The 15,824-nt window shown below is 65.8% G+C and carries 19 protein-coding genes; 10 read left to right on the top strand and 9 right to left on the bottom strand.

The window, feature by feature from the left end; genetic code table 11:
* Nucleotide 1 precedes the first annotated feature (1 nt).
* From MasN3_RS16260 to MasN3_RS16230, 7 genes are read left to right on the top strand one after another with little or no spacing between them, the layout of a single operon-like run.
* Nucleotides 2–1,189, top strand: a complete 1,188-nt coding sequence (locus MasN3_RS16260; RefSeq protein WP_281908555.1) for a beta-ketoacyl-ACP synthase — start codon at nucleotides 2–4, stop codon at nucleotides 1,187–1,189.
* Nucleotides 1,186–1,668: a hotdog family protein gene (locus tag MasN3_RS16255; RefSeq protein ID WP_281908554.1), complete on the top strand. Its 483-nt coding sequence runs from the start codon at nucleotides 1,186–1,188 to the stop codon at nucleotides 1,666–1,668. Before MasN3_RS16260 ends, MasN3_RS16255 begins: the two co-directional genes overlap by 4 nt.
* Nucleotides 1,665–2,399: a 3-oxoacyl-ACP reductase FabG gene (fabG, locus tag MasN3_RS16250; RefSeq protein WP_281908553.1), complete on the top strand. Its 735-nt coding sequence runs from the start codon at nucleotides 1,665–1,667 to the stop codon at nucleotides 2,397–2,399. Before MasN3_RS16255 ends, fabG begins: the two co-directional genes overlap by 4 nt.
* A complete protein-coding gene (locus MasN3_RS16245) occupies nucleotides 2,396–3,628 on the top strand; it encodes a beta-ketoacyl-ACP synthase (RefSeq protein WP_281908550.1) in 1,233 nt (410 codons plus the stop codon). Before fabG ends, MasN3_RS16245 begins: the two co-directional genes overlap by 4 nt.
* Nucleotides 3,629–3,639: 11 nt before the next feature.
* The gene (locus tag MasN3_RS16240; protein ID WP_281908548.1) at nucleotides 3,640–4,227 is read left to right on the top strand and encodes a hypothetical protein; all 588 of its coding nucleotides are present in this window, start codon (nucleotides 3,640–3,642) and stop codon (nucleotides 4,225–4,227) included.
* Between the two features lie 35 nt (nucleotides 4,228–4,262).
* Nucleotides 4,263–4,709 (top strand): heavy metal-binding domain-containing protein, encoded by a 447-nt coding sequence (locus tag MasN3_RS16235; protein ID WP_281908546.1) that lies wholly within the window; start codon nucleotides 4,263–4,265, stop codon nucleotides 4,707–4,709.
* 2 nt (nucleotides 4,710–4,711) lie between these two features.
* Nucleotides 4,712–5,341 (top strand): 4'-phosphopantetheinyl transferase family protein, encoded by a 630-nt coding sequence (locus MasN3_RS16230; protein ID WP_281908545.1) that lies wholly within the window; start codon nucleotides 4,712–4,714, stop codon nucleotides 5,339–5,341.
* 115 nt (nucleotides 5,342–5,456) lie between these two features.
* Here MasN3_RS16230 and MasN3_RS16225 read toward each other — a convergent pair whose 3' ends face one another.
* Nucleotides 5,457–6,041, bottom strand: a complete 585-nt coding sequence (locus tag MasN3_RS16225) for a PAS and helix-turn-helix domain-containing protein (RefSeq protein WP_281908544.1) — start codon at nucleotides 6,039–6,041, stop codon at nucleotides 5,457–5,459.
* A gap of 113 nt (nucleotides 6,042–6,154) precedes the next feature.
* On the opposite strand from MasN3_RS16225, the gene MasN3_RS16220 reads away from it, so the two are divergent.
* Both MasN3_RS16220 and MasN3_RS16215 read left to right on the top strand, forming a co-directional pair.
* On the top strand, nucleotides 6,155–6,853 hold the full coding sequence (locus MasN3_RS16220; protein ID WP_281908542.1) for a CoA transferase subunit A: 699 nt from the start codon (nucleotides 6,155–6,157) through the stop codon (nucleotides 6,851–6,853).
* Nucleotides 6,854–6,874: 21 nt separating this feature from the next.
* Entirely contained in the window at nucleotides 6,875–7,525 is a 651-nt protein-coding gene (locus MasN3_RS16215) for a 3-oxoacid CoA-transferase subunit B (RefSeq protein ID WP_281908541.1), read from the top strand.
* A gap of 73 nt (nucleotides 7,526–7,598) precedes the next feature.
* Here MasN3_RS16215 and MasN3_RS16210 read toward each other — a convergent pair whose 3' ends face one another.
* From MasN3_RS16210 to MasN3_RS16180, 7 genes are all read right to left on the bottom strand, one after another.
* On the bottom strand, nucleotides 7,599–8,645 hold the full coding sequence (locus MasN3_RS16210; protein ID WP_281908539.1) for a S41 family peptidase: 1,047 nt from the start codon (nucleotides 8,643–8,645) through the stop codon (nucleotides 7,599–7,601).
* Between the two features lie 278 nt (nucleotides 8,646–8,923).
* A complete protein-coding gene (locus MasN3_RS16205; protein WP_281908538.1) occupies nucleotides 8,924–9,325 on the bottom strand; it encodes an energy transducer TonB in 402 nt (133 codons plus the stop codon).
* 86 nt (nucleotides 9,326–9,411) lie between these two features.
* Nucleotides 9,412–10,668, bottom strand: coding sequence for a M56 family metallopeptidase (locus tag MasN3_RS16200; RefSeq protein WP_281908536.1), 1,257 nt, complete (start codon nucleotides 10,666–10,668; stop codon nucleotides 9,412–9,414).
* Nucleotides 10,665–11,060, bottom strand: a complete 396-nt coding sequence (locus tag MasN3_RS16195) for a BlaI/MecI/CopY family transcriptional regulator (protein WP_281908535.1) — start codon at nucleotides 11,058–11,060, stop codon at nucleotides 10,665–10,667. Before MasN3_RS16195 ends, MasN3_RS16200 begins: the two co-directional genes overlap by 4 nt.
* A 271-nt stretch (nucleotides 11,061–11,331) precedes the next feature.
* Nucleotides 11,332–12,633, bottom strand: coding sequence for a dicarboxylate/amino acid:cation symporter (locus tag MasN3_RS16190; protein ID WP_281908534.1), 1,302 nt, complete (start codon nucleotides 12,631–12,633; stop codon nucleotides 11,332–11,334).
* A gap of 151 nt (nucleotides 12,634–12,784) precedes the next feature.
* Complete coding sequence (locus tag MasN3_RS16185) at nucleotides 12,785–13,822, bottom strand: metal-dependent hydrolase family protein (protein WP_281908532.1); 1,038 nt, start codon at nucleotides 13,820–13,822, stop codon at nucleotides 12,785–12,787.
* 11 nt (nucleotides 13,823–13,833) lie between these two features.
* Nucleotides 13,834–14,112, bottom strand: coding sequence for a hypothetical protein (locus MasN3_RS16180; RefSeq protein ID WP_281908531.1), 279 nt, complete (start codon nucleotides 14,110–14,112; stop codon nucleotides 13,834–13,836).
* A 263-nt stretch (nucleotides 14,113–14,375) separates the two neighbouring features.
* Here MasN3_RS16180 and MasN3_RS16175 point away from each other — a divergent pair, with 263 nt between their 5' ends.
* A complete protein-coding gene (locus tag MasN3_RS16175) occupies nucleotides 14,376–14,861 on the top strand; it encodes an Hcp family type VI secretion system effector (protein WP_281908529.1) in 486 nt (161 codons plus the stop codon).
* Here the strand turns inward: MasN3_RS16175 and MasN3_RS16170 are convergent.
* Nucleotides 14,791–15,801, bottom strand: coding sequence for an IS481 family transposase (locus tag MasN3_RS16170; protein ID WP_281908527.1), 1,011 nt, complete (start codon nucleotides 15,799–15,801; stop codon nucleotides 14,791–14,793). The two genes, MasN3_RS16175 and MasN3_RS16170, sit on opposite strands and share 71 nt — an antisense overlap.
* Nucleotides 15,802–15,824: the final 23 nt, after the last annotated feature.

The raw sequence follows: 15,824 nt of genomic DNA, 5'->3' as shown, positions 1-15,824 counted from the left end.
GATGACTACCCTGTACCTGAACGAATGCGCGCTGGTGTGCGCACTGGGCGACGACCTGGCCGCCGTCCGGCGGCGCCTGCTGGTCGACGCTGAAAGCGGACTCGCTCCGTCGGACGCCTGCTCGCCGGGCCGGATGCTGCCGCTCGGCCGTGTCAAGACCGCCTTGCCGGACCTCGAACACCTGCCGCTGCGCTTACGCAGCCGTAACAACGCGCTGGCGCTCGCCGCCCTGGCGCAGATCCGACCGGCGCTGGAGAACGCCATTGCACGCTTCGGCGCGCACCGGGTCGGCGTCATCATCGGCACCAGCACCTCGGGCGTGGGCGAAACCGAAGCGGCGCTGGCGGCGCAGCACGCGGCCGGCGCACTGCCGCCCGGTTTCCACTACGGCCAGCAGGAGATGGGCTCGCCGGCCGAACTGCTGGCGCGCGAATCGGGCGCCCAGGGACCGGTCTACGTGCACTCCAGCGCCTGCTCGTCGAGCGCCAAGGCGCTGGCCAGCGCCGCGCGCCTGATCCGCATGGGCCTGTGCGACGCGGTTCTCACTGGCGGCGTCGATACCCTGTGCGGCTTCACCGTGGCGGGCTTTAGCGCGCTGGAATCGGTCAGTAGCGCGCCCTGCAGGCCGCTCGGCGCGGGCCGCGACGGCATCAACATCGGCGAGGGCGCAGCGCTGTTCCTCATGACGCGCGAGCCGGCCGCCGTGGCCCTGTGCGGCTGGGGCGAATCCTCCGACGGACACCACATGTCGGCGCCGGACCCGGAAGGCGGCGGCGCCCGCATCGCCATGCGCGAAGCCCTGGCGCGCGCCGGCATCGACGCCGCCGAGGTCGACTACGTCAACCTGCACGGCACCGCGACCGTCCAGAACGATGCGATGGAGTCGCGGGCGGTGGCGGCGCTGTTCGGCGCCGGGGTGGCGGTCAGCTCGACCAAGCCCTTCACCGGCCACACGCTGGGCGCGGCCGGCGCCGTCGAGGCGGCGCTGTGCTGGCTGGCGATGCAGGACGATAACCCGGAAGGCCAGCTGCCGCCGCACCTGTGGAACGGCGAGCGCGATCCGGCGCTGCCGTCCTTGAACGTGGCGGAGAAGGGCGCACGCCTGGGCCGGCCGATCCGCTATGCATTGAGCAATTCCTTCGCCTTCGGCGGCTCCAACGCCAGCCTGGTGTTCGGGAGGACGCGATGAACCGGATGGTGCAGCGCGAGCACCTGTGCCGGCCCGACATCCACAGCCTGGTGCCGCACAGCGGCGCCATGTCGCTGCTCGGCCGCTTCCTGGAAGCCGACGACGAGACCCTCAGCGCCGAAGTCGACATCAGGCCTGACAGCATGTTCTGCAACGACGGCGGCGTAGGGGCCTGGGTCGGCGTCGAGTACATGGCGCAGGCGGTCGCCGCGCATGCCGGCTGGTGTGCGCGCCGGCGCGGCGAACCGGTGCGCGTCGGCTTCCTGCTCGGCGCCCGCAGGTATGTCTGCAGCGTCCCGGCTTTCCGGGTCGGCAGCGTCCTGCGCATCCAGGTGCGCCGCGCCCTGCAGGGCGAGAACGGCCTGGGGGCGTTCGACTGCCGCATCGAAGACGCCGGCGGCGAGGAACTGGCGACGGCCACCATTACCGTCTTCCAGCCCGATCATGTTGAAGAGTTCTTGCAACGGAGTTCCGTATGAGTAGTATCCAGAAAAGCGTGCTGGTGACGGGTTCGTCGCGCGGCATCGGCAAAGCCATCGCGCTGCGGCTTGCGCGCGACGGTTACCAGGTGATCGTGCACTGCCGCAGCCGGCGCGAGGAAGCCGACGCGGTCGCCGCGCAGATTGTTGAAACGGGCGGCACGGCGCGCGTACTGCAGTTCGACATCGGCGAGCGCGAGGCCACCGCGGCCGCGCTGGCCGCGGACGTCGAGCAGCACGGCTGCTACTACGGCGTGGTCTGCAACGCCGGCGTCGCGCGCGACACCGCCTTCCCGGCGATGAGCGGCGAAGAGTGGGACCAGGTGCTGGGCACCAACCTGGACGGTTTCTTCAACGTCCTCAACCCGCTCGTGATGCCGATGGTCCAGCGCCGCAAACCGGGCCGGATCGTCACCATGGCCTCGGTGTCAGGCCTGATCGGCAACCGCGGCCAGGTCAACTACAGTGCGGCCAAGGCCGGCGTCATCGGCGCCACCAAGGCGCTGGCGCTGGAACTGGCCAAGCGCGACATCACCGTCAATTGCGTGGCGCCAGGCCTGATCGAGACCGACATGATCGCCGAGGTGCCGATGGAAGAAGCCTTGAAACTGGTCCCGGCGCGCCGCGTCGGCCGTCCGGAAGAGGTGGCGGCGGCGGTCAGCTACCTGATGTCCGAGGACGCCGGCTACGTCACGCGCCAGGTCCTGTCGGTGAACGGAGGCCTGGCATGAAGCGCCGCGTCGTCGTCACCGGCATGGCCGGCATCAGCCCGCTCGGCAACGACTGGGCCAGCATCCGCGCCCGCCTGGGCGAGTACCGCAACGCGGTGGTGCGCATGGAGGACTGGGCCAGCTACGAGGGCCTGAACACCCAGCTCGGCGCGCCGGCCGCGCCCTTCACGCTGTCGTCGCGCTACGACCGCAAGTCGACCCGCAGCATGGGCCGCGTGGCGCTGCTGGCGACCCGCGCCACCGAAGTGGCCCTGCTTGACGCCGGCCTGCTGGACCATCCGCTGCTGAGAAGCGGGCAGATGGGCGTGTCCTTCGGCTCCTCGGCCGGCACCACCAGCGCGATCGGCGACTTCGGCCGCATGATCGAGGAGCGCACCACGCGCGGCATCAATGCCACCACCTACATCAAGATGATGGCCCACACGGCGCCGGTCAACATCGGGGTCTTCTTCGGCCTGACCGGGCGGGTCGTCACCACCTCGTCGGCCTGCACCTCGGGCAGCCAGGGCATCGGCTACGCCTTCGAGGCGATCCAGAGCGGCAAGCAGCTGGCCATGGTCGCGGGCGGCGCCGAGGAGCTGTGCGCCACCGAGGCGGCGGTGTTCGACACCCTGTTCGCCACCAGCGTGCGCAACGACAGTCCGCAAGCCACCCCGTCGCCATTCGACCGCAAGCGCGACGGCCTGGTGATCGGGGAGGGCGCCGGTTGCCTGATCCTGGAAGAACGCGAGCATGCGCTGGCGCGCGGCGCCGTCATCCATGCCGAGCTGGTGGGCTTCGGCACCAACAGCGACGGCAGCCACGTGACCCAGCCGAATGCGGCCACGATGCGGCAGGCGATGGCGCTGGCCCTGGACGACGCCGGCCTGGCGCCGGAGGCGATCGGCTACGTGAACGCCCACGGCACCGCGACCCAGCAGGGCGACGTGGCCGAGACCCAGGCGACCGCCAGCCTGTTCGGCAGCCGCATGCCGATCAGTTCCCTCAAGAGCTACATGGGCCATACCCTCGGCGCCTGCGGGGCGCTGGAGGCCTGGATCAGCATCGAGATGATGCGCGAAGGCTGGTTCGCGCCCACGCTCAACCTGAACGAAGTCGACCCGGAGTGCGGAGCCTTGGATTACATCCGCGGCGAAGGGCGCAGGCTCGATTGCGAGTACGTCATGTCGAACAATTTCGCTTTCGGCGGCATCAACACGTCGCTGATTTTTAAACGGCAGGTTCCATAACAGGAGATAACATGAACAAGCAACGCCGTGTTTTGCTGGCCGCCTCGGTCGCGGTCGCCCTTCCCTTGATGAGCGGGTGCGCAACCAAGATCAAGGCATCGACTTCCCACAATCCGGCGCCGAGCGAGGCCTTCTCGTCCTACGGCCGGATCGTCGTCAAGCCGGTGGCCTTCGCCCCTGGCTACCGGGGCAACCCGGGTGCACTGGCGAAGATCGCCGGCAACCTGGACAAGAACCTGGGCGAATCCGTGCAGCAGTGGAACCGCGCGCCGGACAACGGGCGCACCCTGACGATCGAGCCGATCGTCGAGGAGATGTCGTTCAAGAGCAGCACCAAGCGCGTGTTCCTCGGGCCGCTGGCCGGCAGCTCCGGCGTGCTGATGCGCGTGACCTTCCGCGACCAGGCCGGCAAGGTCATCGCGACGCCCGAGTTCTTCCAGCGCGCCAGCGCCATGAGCGGCGGCTTCACCCTGGGCGTGCAGGACAACCTGATGCTGACCCGCGTCTCGAAGCTCGCCAGCGACTACATCATCGCCAACTACAGCAAGGCGGTGGGCGGACCGACCGGCGCCGACGACGCTGCCATCGCCGCGAACTGAAGGTCTTCCATCACCAGAACCAAGGGATTAGAAAAATGAAGAAACTCCTCCTCAGGCTGGCCATCGGCGCGGCCGCCATCTCCGCCACCGCACCGGCGCAGGCGCGCGACACCAAGCACATGCTGCCGATCGCCCAGGCCATGGCCGCCAACGATGCGAAGAACCGCCTGGGCGACACCGTGCAGTTCTACTTCGGCGACCAGAAGACCCCGGCGATTCTCGAGCGCCTCGGCAGCGACAAGACCAGCCAGAAGACCAATTCGTTCGGCAAGTCGGCCGAAACCGCCTGCAATTGGGCCTTCCTGTCGGCCATGCTGCGCCTGCAGGAGCGGGCGCGCGAGCTGGGGGCGAATGCCGTGGTCAACATCGTGAGCAACTACAAGAACGTGGAACATGCGAGCGCAACCGAGTTCGAGTGCCACGACGGCGCATTGATGACCGGCGTCGCGCTCAAGGGCGAATTCGTCAAGCTCAAGCCGTAAGCATGGAGGCCGTGGCGGTGGCGCCAGGAACGGACACGCTGGTATGGCTCGCCGACATCGCCAGCCTCCCGCCATCCCGGCTGGCGCACTACGCCGGCTGGCTGGGGGAGTCCGAACGCCAGCGCTACGCGCGCTTCGCCAGGCCCGAGCGGCGGCGCCAGTTCGTCGCCGGCCGGGCCTTGCTGCGCCTGGCGCTCGGCCGCATGCTCGCCGCGGATCCGGCCGGCATCCTGCTGCAGGAGCGTCCCGGCCAGGCACCCCTGTTGGTCCATCCTGCGCACGGCGAGCCAGGCTTCAGCATCTCGCACAGCGCTACGTTGGTCGCCTGCGCCGCCAGCAGGGTCACCCGTGTGGGGCTGGATATCGAACGCATGGATCCGGCCCGGGACCTGCTCGCGCTTGCCGGGCAGGCCTTCTCTCCCGAAGCGGTCGCGCGGCTTCGGGCCTGCGCGGCGCCGGAACGCACCGCGATGTTCTACCGCATGTGGTGCCTGCACGAGGCGGGCATCAAGCTCGGCACCGCGAGCGCCGCCACGCAGGTGTTTACGCATACGGGCTTCGCCGGCGCGCTTTGCTGGGCCCGGCCGCCGGCATTCCTGCCGGATCCGGTCCTGGTCGACCTGGATTGCTAGCGGCGCCGGCGCGAGCGCTGCGCCCCCTTCTGCGCGCTGCTGCTTAAATAGGGTCCGTGAGCATGCCCGTTCATGGCATGCCGGCCTGCGGTGCGGCGTTTCCGGAAGTAGGGACTTAGCGCGCACCGACCAGTTTGTGCACCAGTTCCGACGAGGTCGAGGCGGCGAATTTGCGCATCAGGCTGGCGCGGTGCATCTCCACCGTGCGCGGACTCAGGTCGGTATCGCGGGCGATCATCTTGCTGGTCTTGCCCTCCACCAGCAGCGCCGCGATCTCCCGTTCGCGCGGGGTCAGCTCGGCCGACACCGGCCGCTTTTCGCTGACGTCCTCGAAGGTCCAGACGCCGGCGCCGAGCGGCTGGCTTGGATCGAGCGCGCTCCCGGTCACGTGGCACCAGAACAGCTCGCCGCTGGCGCGGCGCATGATGCGCTCGTCGGAATAGCGTCCCCTGGCGTTCATGATTGGCACGATGCGGTCGCCCGTGCGCAGGAACTCGTCCATCGTGGGGTAGAGCACGCTGAACGACCTGCCGTTCAGGTCTCCCTCGGCGTAGCCGAACATGCTTGCCAGGGCCCGGTTGCAGGACTGGATCACGCGGTCGGCCGAGACGCACATTCCCACTGGCGCGTGCTGGAAGATCATCTCGTAATCGATGGCGGCGGATGGCTTCACTTGAGGTGGATCGACTGCTCGGTTCATGGACGGGGCCGCCCGTATTTCTACGGTATTGTTATTCAGTACAGCGTATTTTATGCTGAGACTCTACTCTGTAGTACAGAAGAGCTTTTGCTTAACCTATAAAAGGGACGGGTATGAACAAAGTGTATCCTGATGCGAAGTCGGCGCTTGCCGGCGTCGTAGCAAGCGGCCAGACCATCGCCGTGGGCGGCTTCGGCCTGTGCGGCATTCCGGAGGCGCTGATCGCGGCGCTGCGCGATTCCGACGTCAAGAACCTGACGGCCATTTCGAACAATGCGGGCGTGGACGGCTTCGGCCTGGGGCAGCTGCTGGAAACCCGCCAGATCAAGAAGATGATCTCGTCCTACGTCGGCGAAAACAAGGAATTCGCGCGCCAGTTCCTGGCCGGCGAACTCGAACTGGAATTCACCCCGCAGGGCACGCTGGCCGAGAAGCTGCGCGCCGGCGGCGCCGGCATTCCGGCCTTCTTCACCAAGACCGGCTACGGCACCATCGTCGCCGAAGGCAAGGAAACCCGCGAATTCGACGGCGAGCACTACGTCATGGAGCGTTCGCTGCTGCCGGACGTCTCGCTGGTCAAGGCTTGGAAGGCCGACAAGGCCGGCAACCTCCTGTACCGCAAGACCGCGCGCAACTTCAATCCGAACGTGGCCACCGCGGGCAAGATCTGCATCGTGGAAGTCGAAGAGCTGGTCGAGATCGGCGAGATCGATCCGGACCAGGTGCACACCCCGAGCATCTTCGTGCACCGCATCGTGCATAACCCGACGCCGGAAAAGCGCATCGAACAGCGCACCGTGCGCGCCAACTGAGACTAGAGCGGAGACAGAGACATGGCATGGACTCGTGATGAAATGGCCGCGCGCGCGGCGAAGGAACTGCAGGACGGTTTCTATGTGAACCTGGGCATCGGCCTGCCGACCCTGGTGGCGAACTACGTCCCCAAGGATATCGAGGTCTTCCTGCAGTCGGAGAACGGCCTGCTGGGCATCGGCCCCTTCCCGACCGACGCAGAGGTCGACGCCGACCTGATCAACGCCGGCAAGCAGACCGTGACGGCGCTGCCGGGCGCCGCCTATTTCAGCTCGGCCGATTCCTTCGGCATGATCCGCGGCGGCAAGATCAACCTGGCGATCCTGGGCGCGATGCAGGTGTCCGAGCGCGGCGACCTGGCCAACTGGATGATTCCGGGCAAGATGGTCAAGGGCATGGGCGGCGCGATGGACCTGGTGGCCGGCGTCAAGCGCGTGGTCGTGGTGATGGAACACGTCGCCACCGCCAAGGACGGCTCGACCTCGCACAAGATCCTGCCGAAGTGCGACCTGCCGCTGACCGGCGTGGGCGTGGTGGACCGCATCATCACCGACCTGGGCGTGATCGACGTGACCGAGACCGGCCTCAAGCTGGTGGAACTGGCGCCGGGCGTCACCACCCAGCAGGTGCTGGCGGCAACCGGCTGCGAGCTGGACGTCTCGGCGGTCTGAAGGAACAAGCGCGGGGGCGGCATGTTCGGCCCCGCGCTTCTACAAGCGGGTCCGCAGCGCGGCTGCGGACTCCTTATTTCAGGGCCTCCAGGCGCTGGCGCAGCCGCTGCGCATGCCCTTCGTTCGCGGGCGACTTCAACAGTTCGGTCAGGGCCAGGCGCTCGGCCGTGCGCAGCGCGTCCTCCGCATCGACCTTCACGTCCGGCACCACGCCGCTGCCTTCCCAGTTGGTCTTGCTGATCGGGTTGATCGCCCGGCCGGCGGGGATGAAGGTCGCCATGTGCTGGTGGACGCGGTGCACTGCACCCGGATGCGCGCCGCCGCCGGTGGTTTCGCCGACGATCACGCCACGGCGCAACTGCTGCAGGTTGTAGCTGAATTCCTCGGCGCCCGAAAAGGTGTTCTTGCTGGTCAGGACGTAAATCTTCTTGGTGCCGCCAAACTTCTTCCCCGGTACATCCTCCTCGGTCCAGTAAGCCTCCGTGCGGCCGCCTTCCCGCCAGTACATGTCGTTCAGGTGGGTACGCTTGTCGAACAGGTAGCTGGACATGAAGGCGACCGCGTGCGGATCGCCACCGCTGTTGTGTCGCAGGTCGACGATGAGCGCGTCGGTGTCCGCCACCAGGTTCATCATTGCGCTCAGCGCCGGCTTGGCGGCCGAGGCCTGCGGGAAGCTGCGCAGGTCGATATAGCCGATGTTGCCAGGCAGGGTCTCCACCTTGCGGATGTCGTAATTGCGCGACTTCAGGAACGCACCGAACTGGCGCTCCTGCTCGGGCGTCGGTCCGCTTTTGCCGCTGTCGGTGTCGGGAGGAATGGGCGTCGCCCGGTAGCGCACGCCAAGGTGCTTGTCTCCGGTCGGCTGGCGCAGGTCCTCGGTGAGCATGTCCGCGAGGGCAGCCAGATCCTTGGCGGTCCGGTAGGCGCCGCTTTGCTCGCGCGCGTTCAGGCGTTCGACGATCTGCCTGGCCTTGTCGGGGAAGACGTAGATGTCGCTGACCTTGGCGCCGAGTTCGGCGATCACGGCCTTGCGCGTGGTCTCGTCGACCTCGGCCCTGGCGTCGCAGGCGAGGGAAGCGAATAACAGGGGTAGGAGCAGCAGGGTACGCATCGGGTGCATAAGAATCCTATGGGGTAAGGAAACGTCGGGCAGTGGGGGGATTCCCATCTGCAGTGCTCAGAACCTAAATGTGCTATCTCTGGGTACTATGATTACCCCATGGTAGCAATGGCACCCGCTCCGAGCAATGCGATACGCATGAACTGACAATAAGGGAGCGCGGCCTGCCGCCGAGCGACGCGGCGTGACCCATGGACAGGTGTGGACGACGACCGGCTGCGAACCGGACGTCCTGGCGATATACGGAAAATGGGCGGCGTGAGCGCCCGGGCTGGTATTTATTCTGGCGTCCAGACGTACTGCACGCCCACCCATGCACGCATTGGTTTGCCCTCGCGCGTCGCCGGCCTGAATCTGCATTTGGCCAGTGCCGAACGCGCCGCCTCGTCGAGGCCCGGGTAGCCGCTCGATTTCTGGATTTTCGACTCCACCACCCATCCATCGGCGCCGATGAGAAATTGCATCGTGACCGTGCCGGCGTTCTTCAGCCGTGCATCTTCCTCGGGATAGACCGGCCTGCTGCAGGTGCTGGTGTCCACGAGCGGGCGCGGATCTGGCGCCGCGTCCGGGGCGGCGTGCGCCAGGCCGATCAATGCGGCCGTCGCCACAAGCAGGACGGATGCGGGGCCGCGACGCTGGGCGTGCCGCGCCAGGGTGACAAAACGGTTAATGCCGGTCATGCGTTCTCCACTATCGGTCGGCGTGTCACGCCGGGAATGGGCGGGCGTCCCCGCGAATCCTCCCAGCGTAACACGTGCATGCAGGCTTACTCCAGCGTCCAGACGTACTGCACCGCGGCCCAGGCCTCGACCGGCTTGCCCTTGGCGGTGGCCGGCTTGAACGTGCACTTGGTCAGCGCGGTATGCGCAGCCTCGTCGAGCGCCACGTGGCCGGACGATTTGGTGACCTTCGAATCCTTCACCTTGCCGTTCTTGCCGACCAGGAAGCCGAGGGTGACGGTGCCGGTATGGTGCAGATTGATCGATTCGGCCGGGTAGTGGGGGCGCTTGCAGGTGTCGAATTTGGCCACGGCTTCGGTATCCTTCGCGACCGGCCTGGTAGGCGCGGCGTGGGCCAGGCTGGCGGCGCCGATGACCAGGCCCAGCACGGGAATGGCCGCCTTCCAGTTCAGGGCTTGTGTGTCAGGACGAACCAATCGTCTAATGCGTGACATAAGATCTCCTCCGTTGGCCGCTTGGGCCAGTTGCTGGGTTGAGAACTGGCGTTTCTCCAGTTCGGATAGGGCCAGGGCCAGGCGCCGCGGTTCGCCTAGTATCCTTGCCGCGTGATCGTCGGCGATCTGCTCCCGCTCCACCCGGATGCGGTTGGAAATCCACCAGACCGCCGGGTGGTAGAAGAGCAGGGTCTCGACCAGGTTCTGGCCGAGGTTGACGAGGTAGTCGTGGCGCTTGACGTGGGCCAGTTCGTGGGCCAGCAGCGCTTCCAGCAGGTGCGCCGGCATGCTTGTGACCAGCGCAGCCGGCACCAGCACCACCGGCCGCCACCAGCCGGCCGTGATCGGGCTGCCGAGCCCCTCGACCACGCGCAGGCGCACCGCACGGCCGATGCCGAATTGCGTCGCCATGCGTTCGATGCGCGCCTGCCAGGCCGGGTCGCTGCGTTCGCGCGTGGCGGCGCGCTCGATCCACAGCAGCCCGGCCACCATGCGCAGGGCCATCGCCAGGGCGCACACGGCCCAGGTGCCCACGATCCAGGCCAACTGGTCGGCGAGCAGGGCGGCCCAGCCCGCGTCGACCGGCGAGCCGGCCACCAGCCCGGCCGCGAACAGCACCATCGCATCGCCGCCGCTGCCGCTGTCGCCGGCGAGGCGCAGCGCCAGCTCGAGGGCGGGCCAGGCCAGGCACAGGAACAGGCCGACGCAGGCGACCAGATAGCGCGACTCCGGCCGCGCATTGCGCAGCACGGTCATCGCAAGCGCGGTGGCGCAGCCGACCAGTGTGCCCTGCCAGAGAAAGTGGACCAGCGTCCAGCCGACGCCGGCGACGAGGTCGGCGGCGTTCATCGCTTGTCCTCCGGCTTGTCCTCGCGCAGCAGCTCCTCGATCTCTTCCCGTTCCTTCTTCGAGATGCCGGTCTTGAGCGCGGCCAGCACCAGCGCCTTGGCCGAACCGGCGAAGGCGCGCTGCATCAGGTCTTTTAGCAGATTGCTCTCGACCGAGTCCTGGGCGTGGGCAGGGGCGTAGACGTGCGAGCGTTCGCTCTCGTCGCGCACCAGGAGGCCCTTGCCGTGCATGATCTGCATCAGGCGCAGCACGGTGGCGTAGGTGACCTCGGGCTTGCTCTTCTGCATTTCCTGGTGCACCTGCTTGGCGGTGCCCGAGGCCATCGGCCACAGCACTTGCAGGAGTTCGAGTTCGGCCGGGGTCGGCTTGGGGGTATCGGGTTTGCGTGGCATGAGCGTCCTCATAGGTAATGTCAGGTCTAGAATAGTGTGTCTAGACACCGCTGTCTACAGTTTTCGGGTGCCGTGCGTGCTTTATGCGCGGAGAATACAAACGGGGTCAGAATACAAACGAGGTCAGGTTCTGACATTTGGACACGGGCTGAGCAGGGCGATCGAGCGACGCTCGAGCTCGTGTCCGATTGTCAGACCTGACCCCCCCCGAGTGAAGACGAAAAAAAACCGCATCCGAAGATGCGGTTTCTTGAGGCGGGGCAGGGTGGAATCAGGCGGCGGCGCGCACCGGCTCCAGGTCCTTGTCGCCGTCGAGCGGCACGCGGCCGTGCAGGACGTCGTCCATGCGCTGGACATCGAGTTCCTTTTCCCACTTCGAGACCACCACCGTGGCCACGCCGTTGCCGACGAAGTTGGTCAGGGCGCGCGCTTCGCTCATGAAGCGGTCGATACCGAGGATCAGGGCCATGCCGGCCACCGGGATGGTCGGGACCACGGCCAGCGTCGCCGCCAGGGTGATGAAGCCGGCGCCGGTGATGCCGGATGCGCCTTTTGAAGTCAGCATCGCCACCGCCAGGATGGTCAGTTCCTGCATCAGGGTCAGGTCGGTGTTGGTGGCCTGGGCCACGAACAGGGCCGCCATCGTCATGTAGATGTTGGTGCCGTCCAGGTTGAACGAGTAGCCGGTCGGGACCACCAGGCCGACCACCGGCTTGGAGCAGCCGAGGCGTTCGAGCTTGCGCATCAGGGCCGGCAGGGCGCTTTCCGACGAGCTGGTGCCGAGCACGATCAGGAGTTCTTCCTTGATGTACTTGATGAAGCGGATGATCGAGAAGCCGGTGAGCTTGGCGATGATGCCCAGCACGCCGATCACGAACACGAAGCAGGTCAGGTAGAAGGAGCCCATCAGCTTGGCCAGCGGCAGCAGCGAATCGAGGCCATATTTGCCGATGGTGAAGGCCATCGCGCCGAAGGCGCCGATCGGGGCGGCCTTCATGACGATGTTCACCACGCCGAAGATGGCGTGCGAGAAGTCGTCGATCATCTTGGCCACCGGACGGCCACGTTCGCCCAGCATCGACAGCGAGAAGCCGAACAGCAGCGCGATCAGGAGAACCTGCAGGATGTCGCCCTTGGCGAAGGCATCCACGAAGGTGCTGGGGATGATGTTCATCACGAAGTCGACGGTGCTCTGGTCCTTGGCCTTGGCGGTGTACTGGGCGATGGACGAAGCGTCGAGGTGGGCGGCGTCGACGTTGAAGCCGGCGCCCGGCTTGACCCAGTTGGCGACCACCAGGCCGATGGCCAGCGCGAAGGTCGAGACGACCTCGAAGTAGAGCAGGGCCTTGCCGCCGACGCGGCCGATTTTTTTCATGTCCTGCATGCCGGCGATACCGGCGACGACGGTACAGAAGATCACCGGAGCGATGATCATCTTGATGAGCTTGATGAAGCCGTCTCCCAAGGGCTTCATCTTCGCGCCCAGTTCAGGGTAGAACACCCCCAGCAGCACGCCAAGCACGATGGCGAACAGCACCTGGACATACAGGACTTTATAGAATGGCTTTTTCATGGCAACGCTTCGTAGTGAAGTTTGTGGTGTTGCCATCTTCACCGAAGCGTGCTGCCTTATCTATTGTGGATATCCGCAGGCCTTATATCTTGTTGTGGATATGCTGATTGTGTATGGGGTGATATTTCTGGCACGGGGGCTTCGGTTCCCTTCACGGCCGCCTGAATACTTCGCCGCCTTTCATGACGAATCCGACCCTGGCCGCCGCCGCGATGTCGCTGGTCGGATCGCCCTCCAGCGCCACCACGTCCGCCAGCATGCCCGCCTTCAGCTGTCCCAGGTCCTGCGACTTGCCGAGGATCTGGGCCGCCACCACAGTCGCCGCGCGCATCGCCTCCAGCGGCGACATGCCCAGCTTGACCATCCATGCCAGCTCGCGCGCATTGGTCCCGTGCGCGAACACGCCCACGTCGCTGCCGTTGCCGATCGTGACCCCGAGCTTGCGTGCGAGCTGGAACGCGCGCTGCGCCTGCTGCATGCCAGGTGTCGGCGCGCCGCCCCGCACGTGCTTCTGGAAGTATTCGCCGGTCGCTTCCGGCGCCGTGAGCGTCGGGATGTAGGCGGTGCCGCGCTCCTTCATCAGCTGGAAGGTCGCTTCGGTGGCGCCGTAGCCGTGCTCGATGGTGTCGGCGCCGGCCAGCACCGCCATGCGGATGGCCTCGTCGCTGCTCGCGTGCACCGCGACCTTGCGCCCGGTGACGTGGGTGGCGGCGACCATCGCCTTCATTTCCTCCATGGTGAAGGTCGGGCGCGCGGTGCCGTCGATGCCGGTGCGGTAGTCGCCGTAGATCTTGATCCAGTCCGCGCCGCGCGCCGACTGCTCGCGCACCGCCTTGGTGACTTCAACGATGCCGGTGGCCGGCTGGGCGCCGTAGGGGATTTCCATGTCGGGGCGGTAGCTTCTCTCGGCCGGGCCGTAGCTGTAGCTGGCCACGATGGCTTTCGTGGCCACCAGCAGGCGCGGGCCCGGCGCCACGCCTTCGTCGATGGCGCGCTTGATGCCGACGTCGGCATAGTCTGCGCCTTCGGTGCCGAGGTCGCGCAGGGTGGTGAAGCCGGCCTGCAGGGTGGCGGCCGCGTGGCGGCCAGCCAGCATGATGCGGTAGGCGACCGGCTCCTTGATCACCTGGTCGTCCCAGGTGGTTTCGTTGTAGGGGTGCAGCAGGACGTGCGAGTGCAGGTCGATCATGCCGGGAAGTCTCAGGCGCCAGTGGCGCCTGAGACGGTCTTGCCGGGGAGGGCGATGCGTTCGGCGTCGGCCGGCACGGTCATGTTGTCGAGCGGGCCGACGGCCTGTATGCGGCCCTGGGCTACCAGCACGCTCCATCCGGCGTGGGGGGCGCCTTCGCCGGTCCAGACCTTGTCTGCCGTGATCAGGACGGGGCGAGAAGGCGCGGATCGCGGTGCTGCTTGAGCGTGGGAGAGGGCGGCCAGGGCGGCGAAGATGGAAAGGGCGAGCTGCATGGCGCGGATCCTCATGGGGTTTTCCTCTTGTCTTTATGGCTTGGAAATTTCCATGATAGCCGAGGGGGGTATGGGATGTCTGCATTCAGGGATTGATCACCGTGTGATCGTTCTTCGAATAGGGGCACAGCACAAGGACGAGTTCCCAATTTTTTTTGGAAAAAATCACCCCTGAAACACTGCCGGTTGATCTTCCTCCCTCCGGGTGCTGACTCTTGCCAACGTTGCTCCTGTTCAGTCGGGCAAGAATCGCCCTTCAACCTTTAACGGAGGCACGAATGGCAAGTGACGCATACCTCAAGATCGAGGGCATCAACGGGGAGTCGGAAGACGAACGGCACCGCAATTGGCTGGAAGTGAATAGCGTCCTGTACGCGGTTCACCAGCCGAGGGCCGAGGCACTATCGACGGCAGGGGGGCATACAACAGGAAGGGCCGACCTCTACCCCATCACCTTCAAGAAGCTTGCTGACTTGGCTTCCCCTGTCCTCTTGCAAACCTGCGCAGCCGGGAAGACTCTGCCCAAGGCGACGTTTGAATTCCTTCGGGCAGACGGTGACGGCAAGCCGATCCCGTATTTCAAGATCGAACTTGAAAACTTGATTATTGCAAGTATCACCCCTGACAGTGGTGAAAGCGGAATCATCGTTGAGCGGGTCCAGCTTGGGTACGCCAAAATAAAATGGCATTACCTCAAGCAGAGCATAAGGGGCGGAACGCAGGGGAATACTTGTCAAGTCCCGCCTGTTCATAGACCCGTTTAACGAATAATTCTGGCCGTTTCTGCTGCCATTCCTTGAGCGCCAGGATGGGCGTTTTGGCGTCGAGTGCACGCTGCGGGATGTGGTGGTTGTACAGCTTCAAATAGTTCAGCAAGGTCGTTTCCAGGTCGGCTCTGCTGTCGAAGCGGGTTTGCTGCAGCAGTTCGTTGATACGTCCGTTGAAGCGTTCGACCATGCCGTTCGTTTGCGGATGCCGCGGCGGCGCCAGGCGGTGCTCGGCAGGCAGTGCGGCGCAAGCCACGTCGAAGGCGTGCTGCCCGCTTGGCTTCTTGTCCTTGGTGGCGAAACGGTCGGTAAATTGCGAGCCGTTATCGGTCAGGATCTTGCTGATCTTGATCGGCGAGGCCAGCTTCAAGCGGCGCAGGAAATCGACGCTGCTCTTGTCAGTCATGTCGCCGTAGATGTGCATGAAGACCCAGCGCGTGGCGCGGTCGATGGCGACGAACAGGTAACGGCGCGAGGTCTCGTCCGGCATCTGGGGCAAATACTTGATGTCGATATGAATGAAGCCTGGCTCGTAGTCCTTGAAGGTCTTCTTCGGAGAGATCGTTTCGCCTTCGGCCTTCGGGATCACGTCTTCAAGGCGCGACATGCCCTCGCGCTTGAGCAGGCGTGCGATGCCCGACCGGGAGACGTCGGCATTGATGTATTGCCGCGTGATGAACAGCAGATCGTCGAGCGGCAGGAAGAGCGACTGGCGTAGCGCGAGCACAATGTTCTCCTGCGCTGCGCTCAGGGTCGTGTGCAGGGTATGGGCACGGTGCGAGCGGTCCTGCACGTCGTCGCGCTTGAGCCATTTGCGGGCGGTAGCGCGGCTGATGTTGAAGACCTTGGCGGCCTGCCGGTCCGACAGGCCCGAATCCTTGATCTCTTGCCGGATTTTCGGTGTGGTACGGGCCTGCGGGTGAATACGTGAACTCATGCTGCCAATTGCTCCTGGTGCGA

The sequence above is a fragment of the Massilia varians genome (assembly GCF_027923905.1).
GTDB lineage: Bacteria > Pseudomonadota > Gammaproteobacteria > Burkholderiales > Burkholderiaceae_D > Telluria > Telluria varians_B.
This window is presented reverse-complemented; position numbering and strand designations above follow the sequence as displayed.

Excerpts from the sequence above, each read along its gene's own strand:
- MasN3_RS16230 (WP_281908545.1), top strand. The coding sequence starts at position 4,712 with ATGGAGGCCGTGGCGGTGGCGCCAGGAACGGACACGCTGGTATGGCTC.
- MasN3_RS16200 (WP_281908536.1), bottom strand. The coding sequence starts at position 10,668 with ATGAACGCCGCCGACCTCGTCGCCGGCGTCGGCTGGACGCTGGTCCAC.
- MasN3_RS16220 (WP_281908542.1), top strand. The coding sequence starts at position 6,155 with ATGAACAAAGTGTATCCTGATGCGAAGTCGGCGCTTGCCGGCGTCGTA.
- MasN3_RS16170 (WP_281908527.1), bottom strand. The coding sequence starts at position 15,801 with ATGAGTTCACGTATTCACCCGCAGGCCCGTACCACACCGAAAATCCGG.
- MasN3_RS16205 (WP_281908538.1), bottom strand. The coding sequence starts at position 9,325 with ATGACCGGCATTAACCGTTTTGTCACCCTGGCGCGGCACGCCCAGCGT.
- MasN3_RS16195 (WP_281908535.1), bottom strand. The coding sequence starts at position 11,060 with ATGCCACGCAAACCCGATACCCCCAAGCCGACCCCGGCCGAACTCGAA.
- MasN3_RS16235 (WP_281908546.1), top strand. The coding sequence starts at position 4,263 with ATGAAGAAACTCCTCCTCAGGCTGGCCATCGGCGCGGCCGCCATCTCC.
- MasN3_RS16255 (WP_281908554.1), top strand. The coding sequence starts at position 1,186 with ATGAACCGGATGGTGCAGCGCGAGCACCTGTGCCGGCCCGACATCCAC.
- MasN3_RS16175 (WP_281908529.1), top strand. The coding sequence starts at position 14,376 with ATGGCAAGTGACGCATACCTCAAGATCGAGGGCATCAACGGGGAGTCG.
- MasN3_RS16190 (WP_281908534.1), bottom strand. The coding sequence starts at position 12,633 with ATGAAAAAGCCATTCTATAAAGTCCTGTATGTCCAGGTGCTGTTCGCC.
- MasN3_RS16215 (WP_281908541.1), top strand. The coding sequence starts at position 6,875 with ATGGCATGGACTCGTGATGAAATGGCCGCGCGCGCGGCGAAGGAACTG.
- MasN3_RS16180 (WP_281908531.1), bottom strand. The coding sequence starts at position 14,112 with ATGAGGATCCGCGCCATGCAGCTCGCCCTTTCCATCTTCGCCGCCCTG.
- MasN3_RS16260 (WP_281908555.1), top strand. The coding sequence starts at position 2 with ATGACTACCCTGTACCTGAACGAATGCGCGCTGGTGTGCGCACTGGGC.
- MasN3_RS16225 (WP_281908544.1), bottom strand. The coding sequence starts at position 6,041 with ATGAACCGAGCAGTCGATCCACCTCAAGTGAAGCCATCCGCCGCCATC.
- MasN3_RS16185 (WP_281908532.1), bottom strand. The coding sequence starts at position 13,822 with ATGATCGACCTGCACTCGCACGTCCTGCTGCACCCCTACAACGAAACC.
- MasN3_RS16245 (WP_281908550.1), top strand. The coding sequence starts at position 2,396 with ATGAAGCGCCGCGTCGTCGTCACCGGCATGGCCGGCATCAGCCCGCTC.
- fabG (WP_281908553.1), top strand. The coding sequence starts at position 1,665 with ATGAGTAGTATCCAGAAAAGCGTGCTGGTGACGGGTTCGTCGCGCGGC.
- MasN3_RS16210 (WP_281908539.1), bottom strand. The coding sequence starts at position 8,645 with ATGCACCCGATGCGTACCCTGCTGCTCCTACCCCTGTTATTCGCTTCC.
- MasN3_RS16240 (WP_281908548.1), top strand. The coding sequence starts at position 3,640 with ATGAACAAGCAACGCCGTGTTTTGCTGGCCGCCTCGGTCGCGGTCGCC.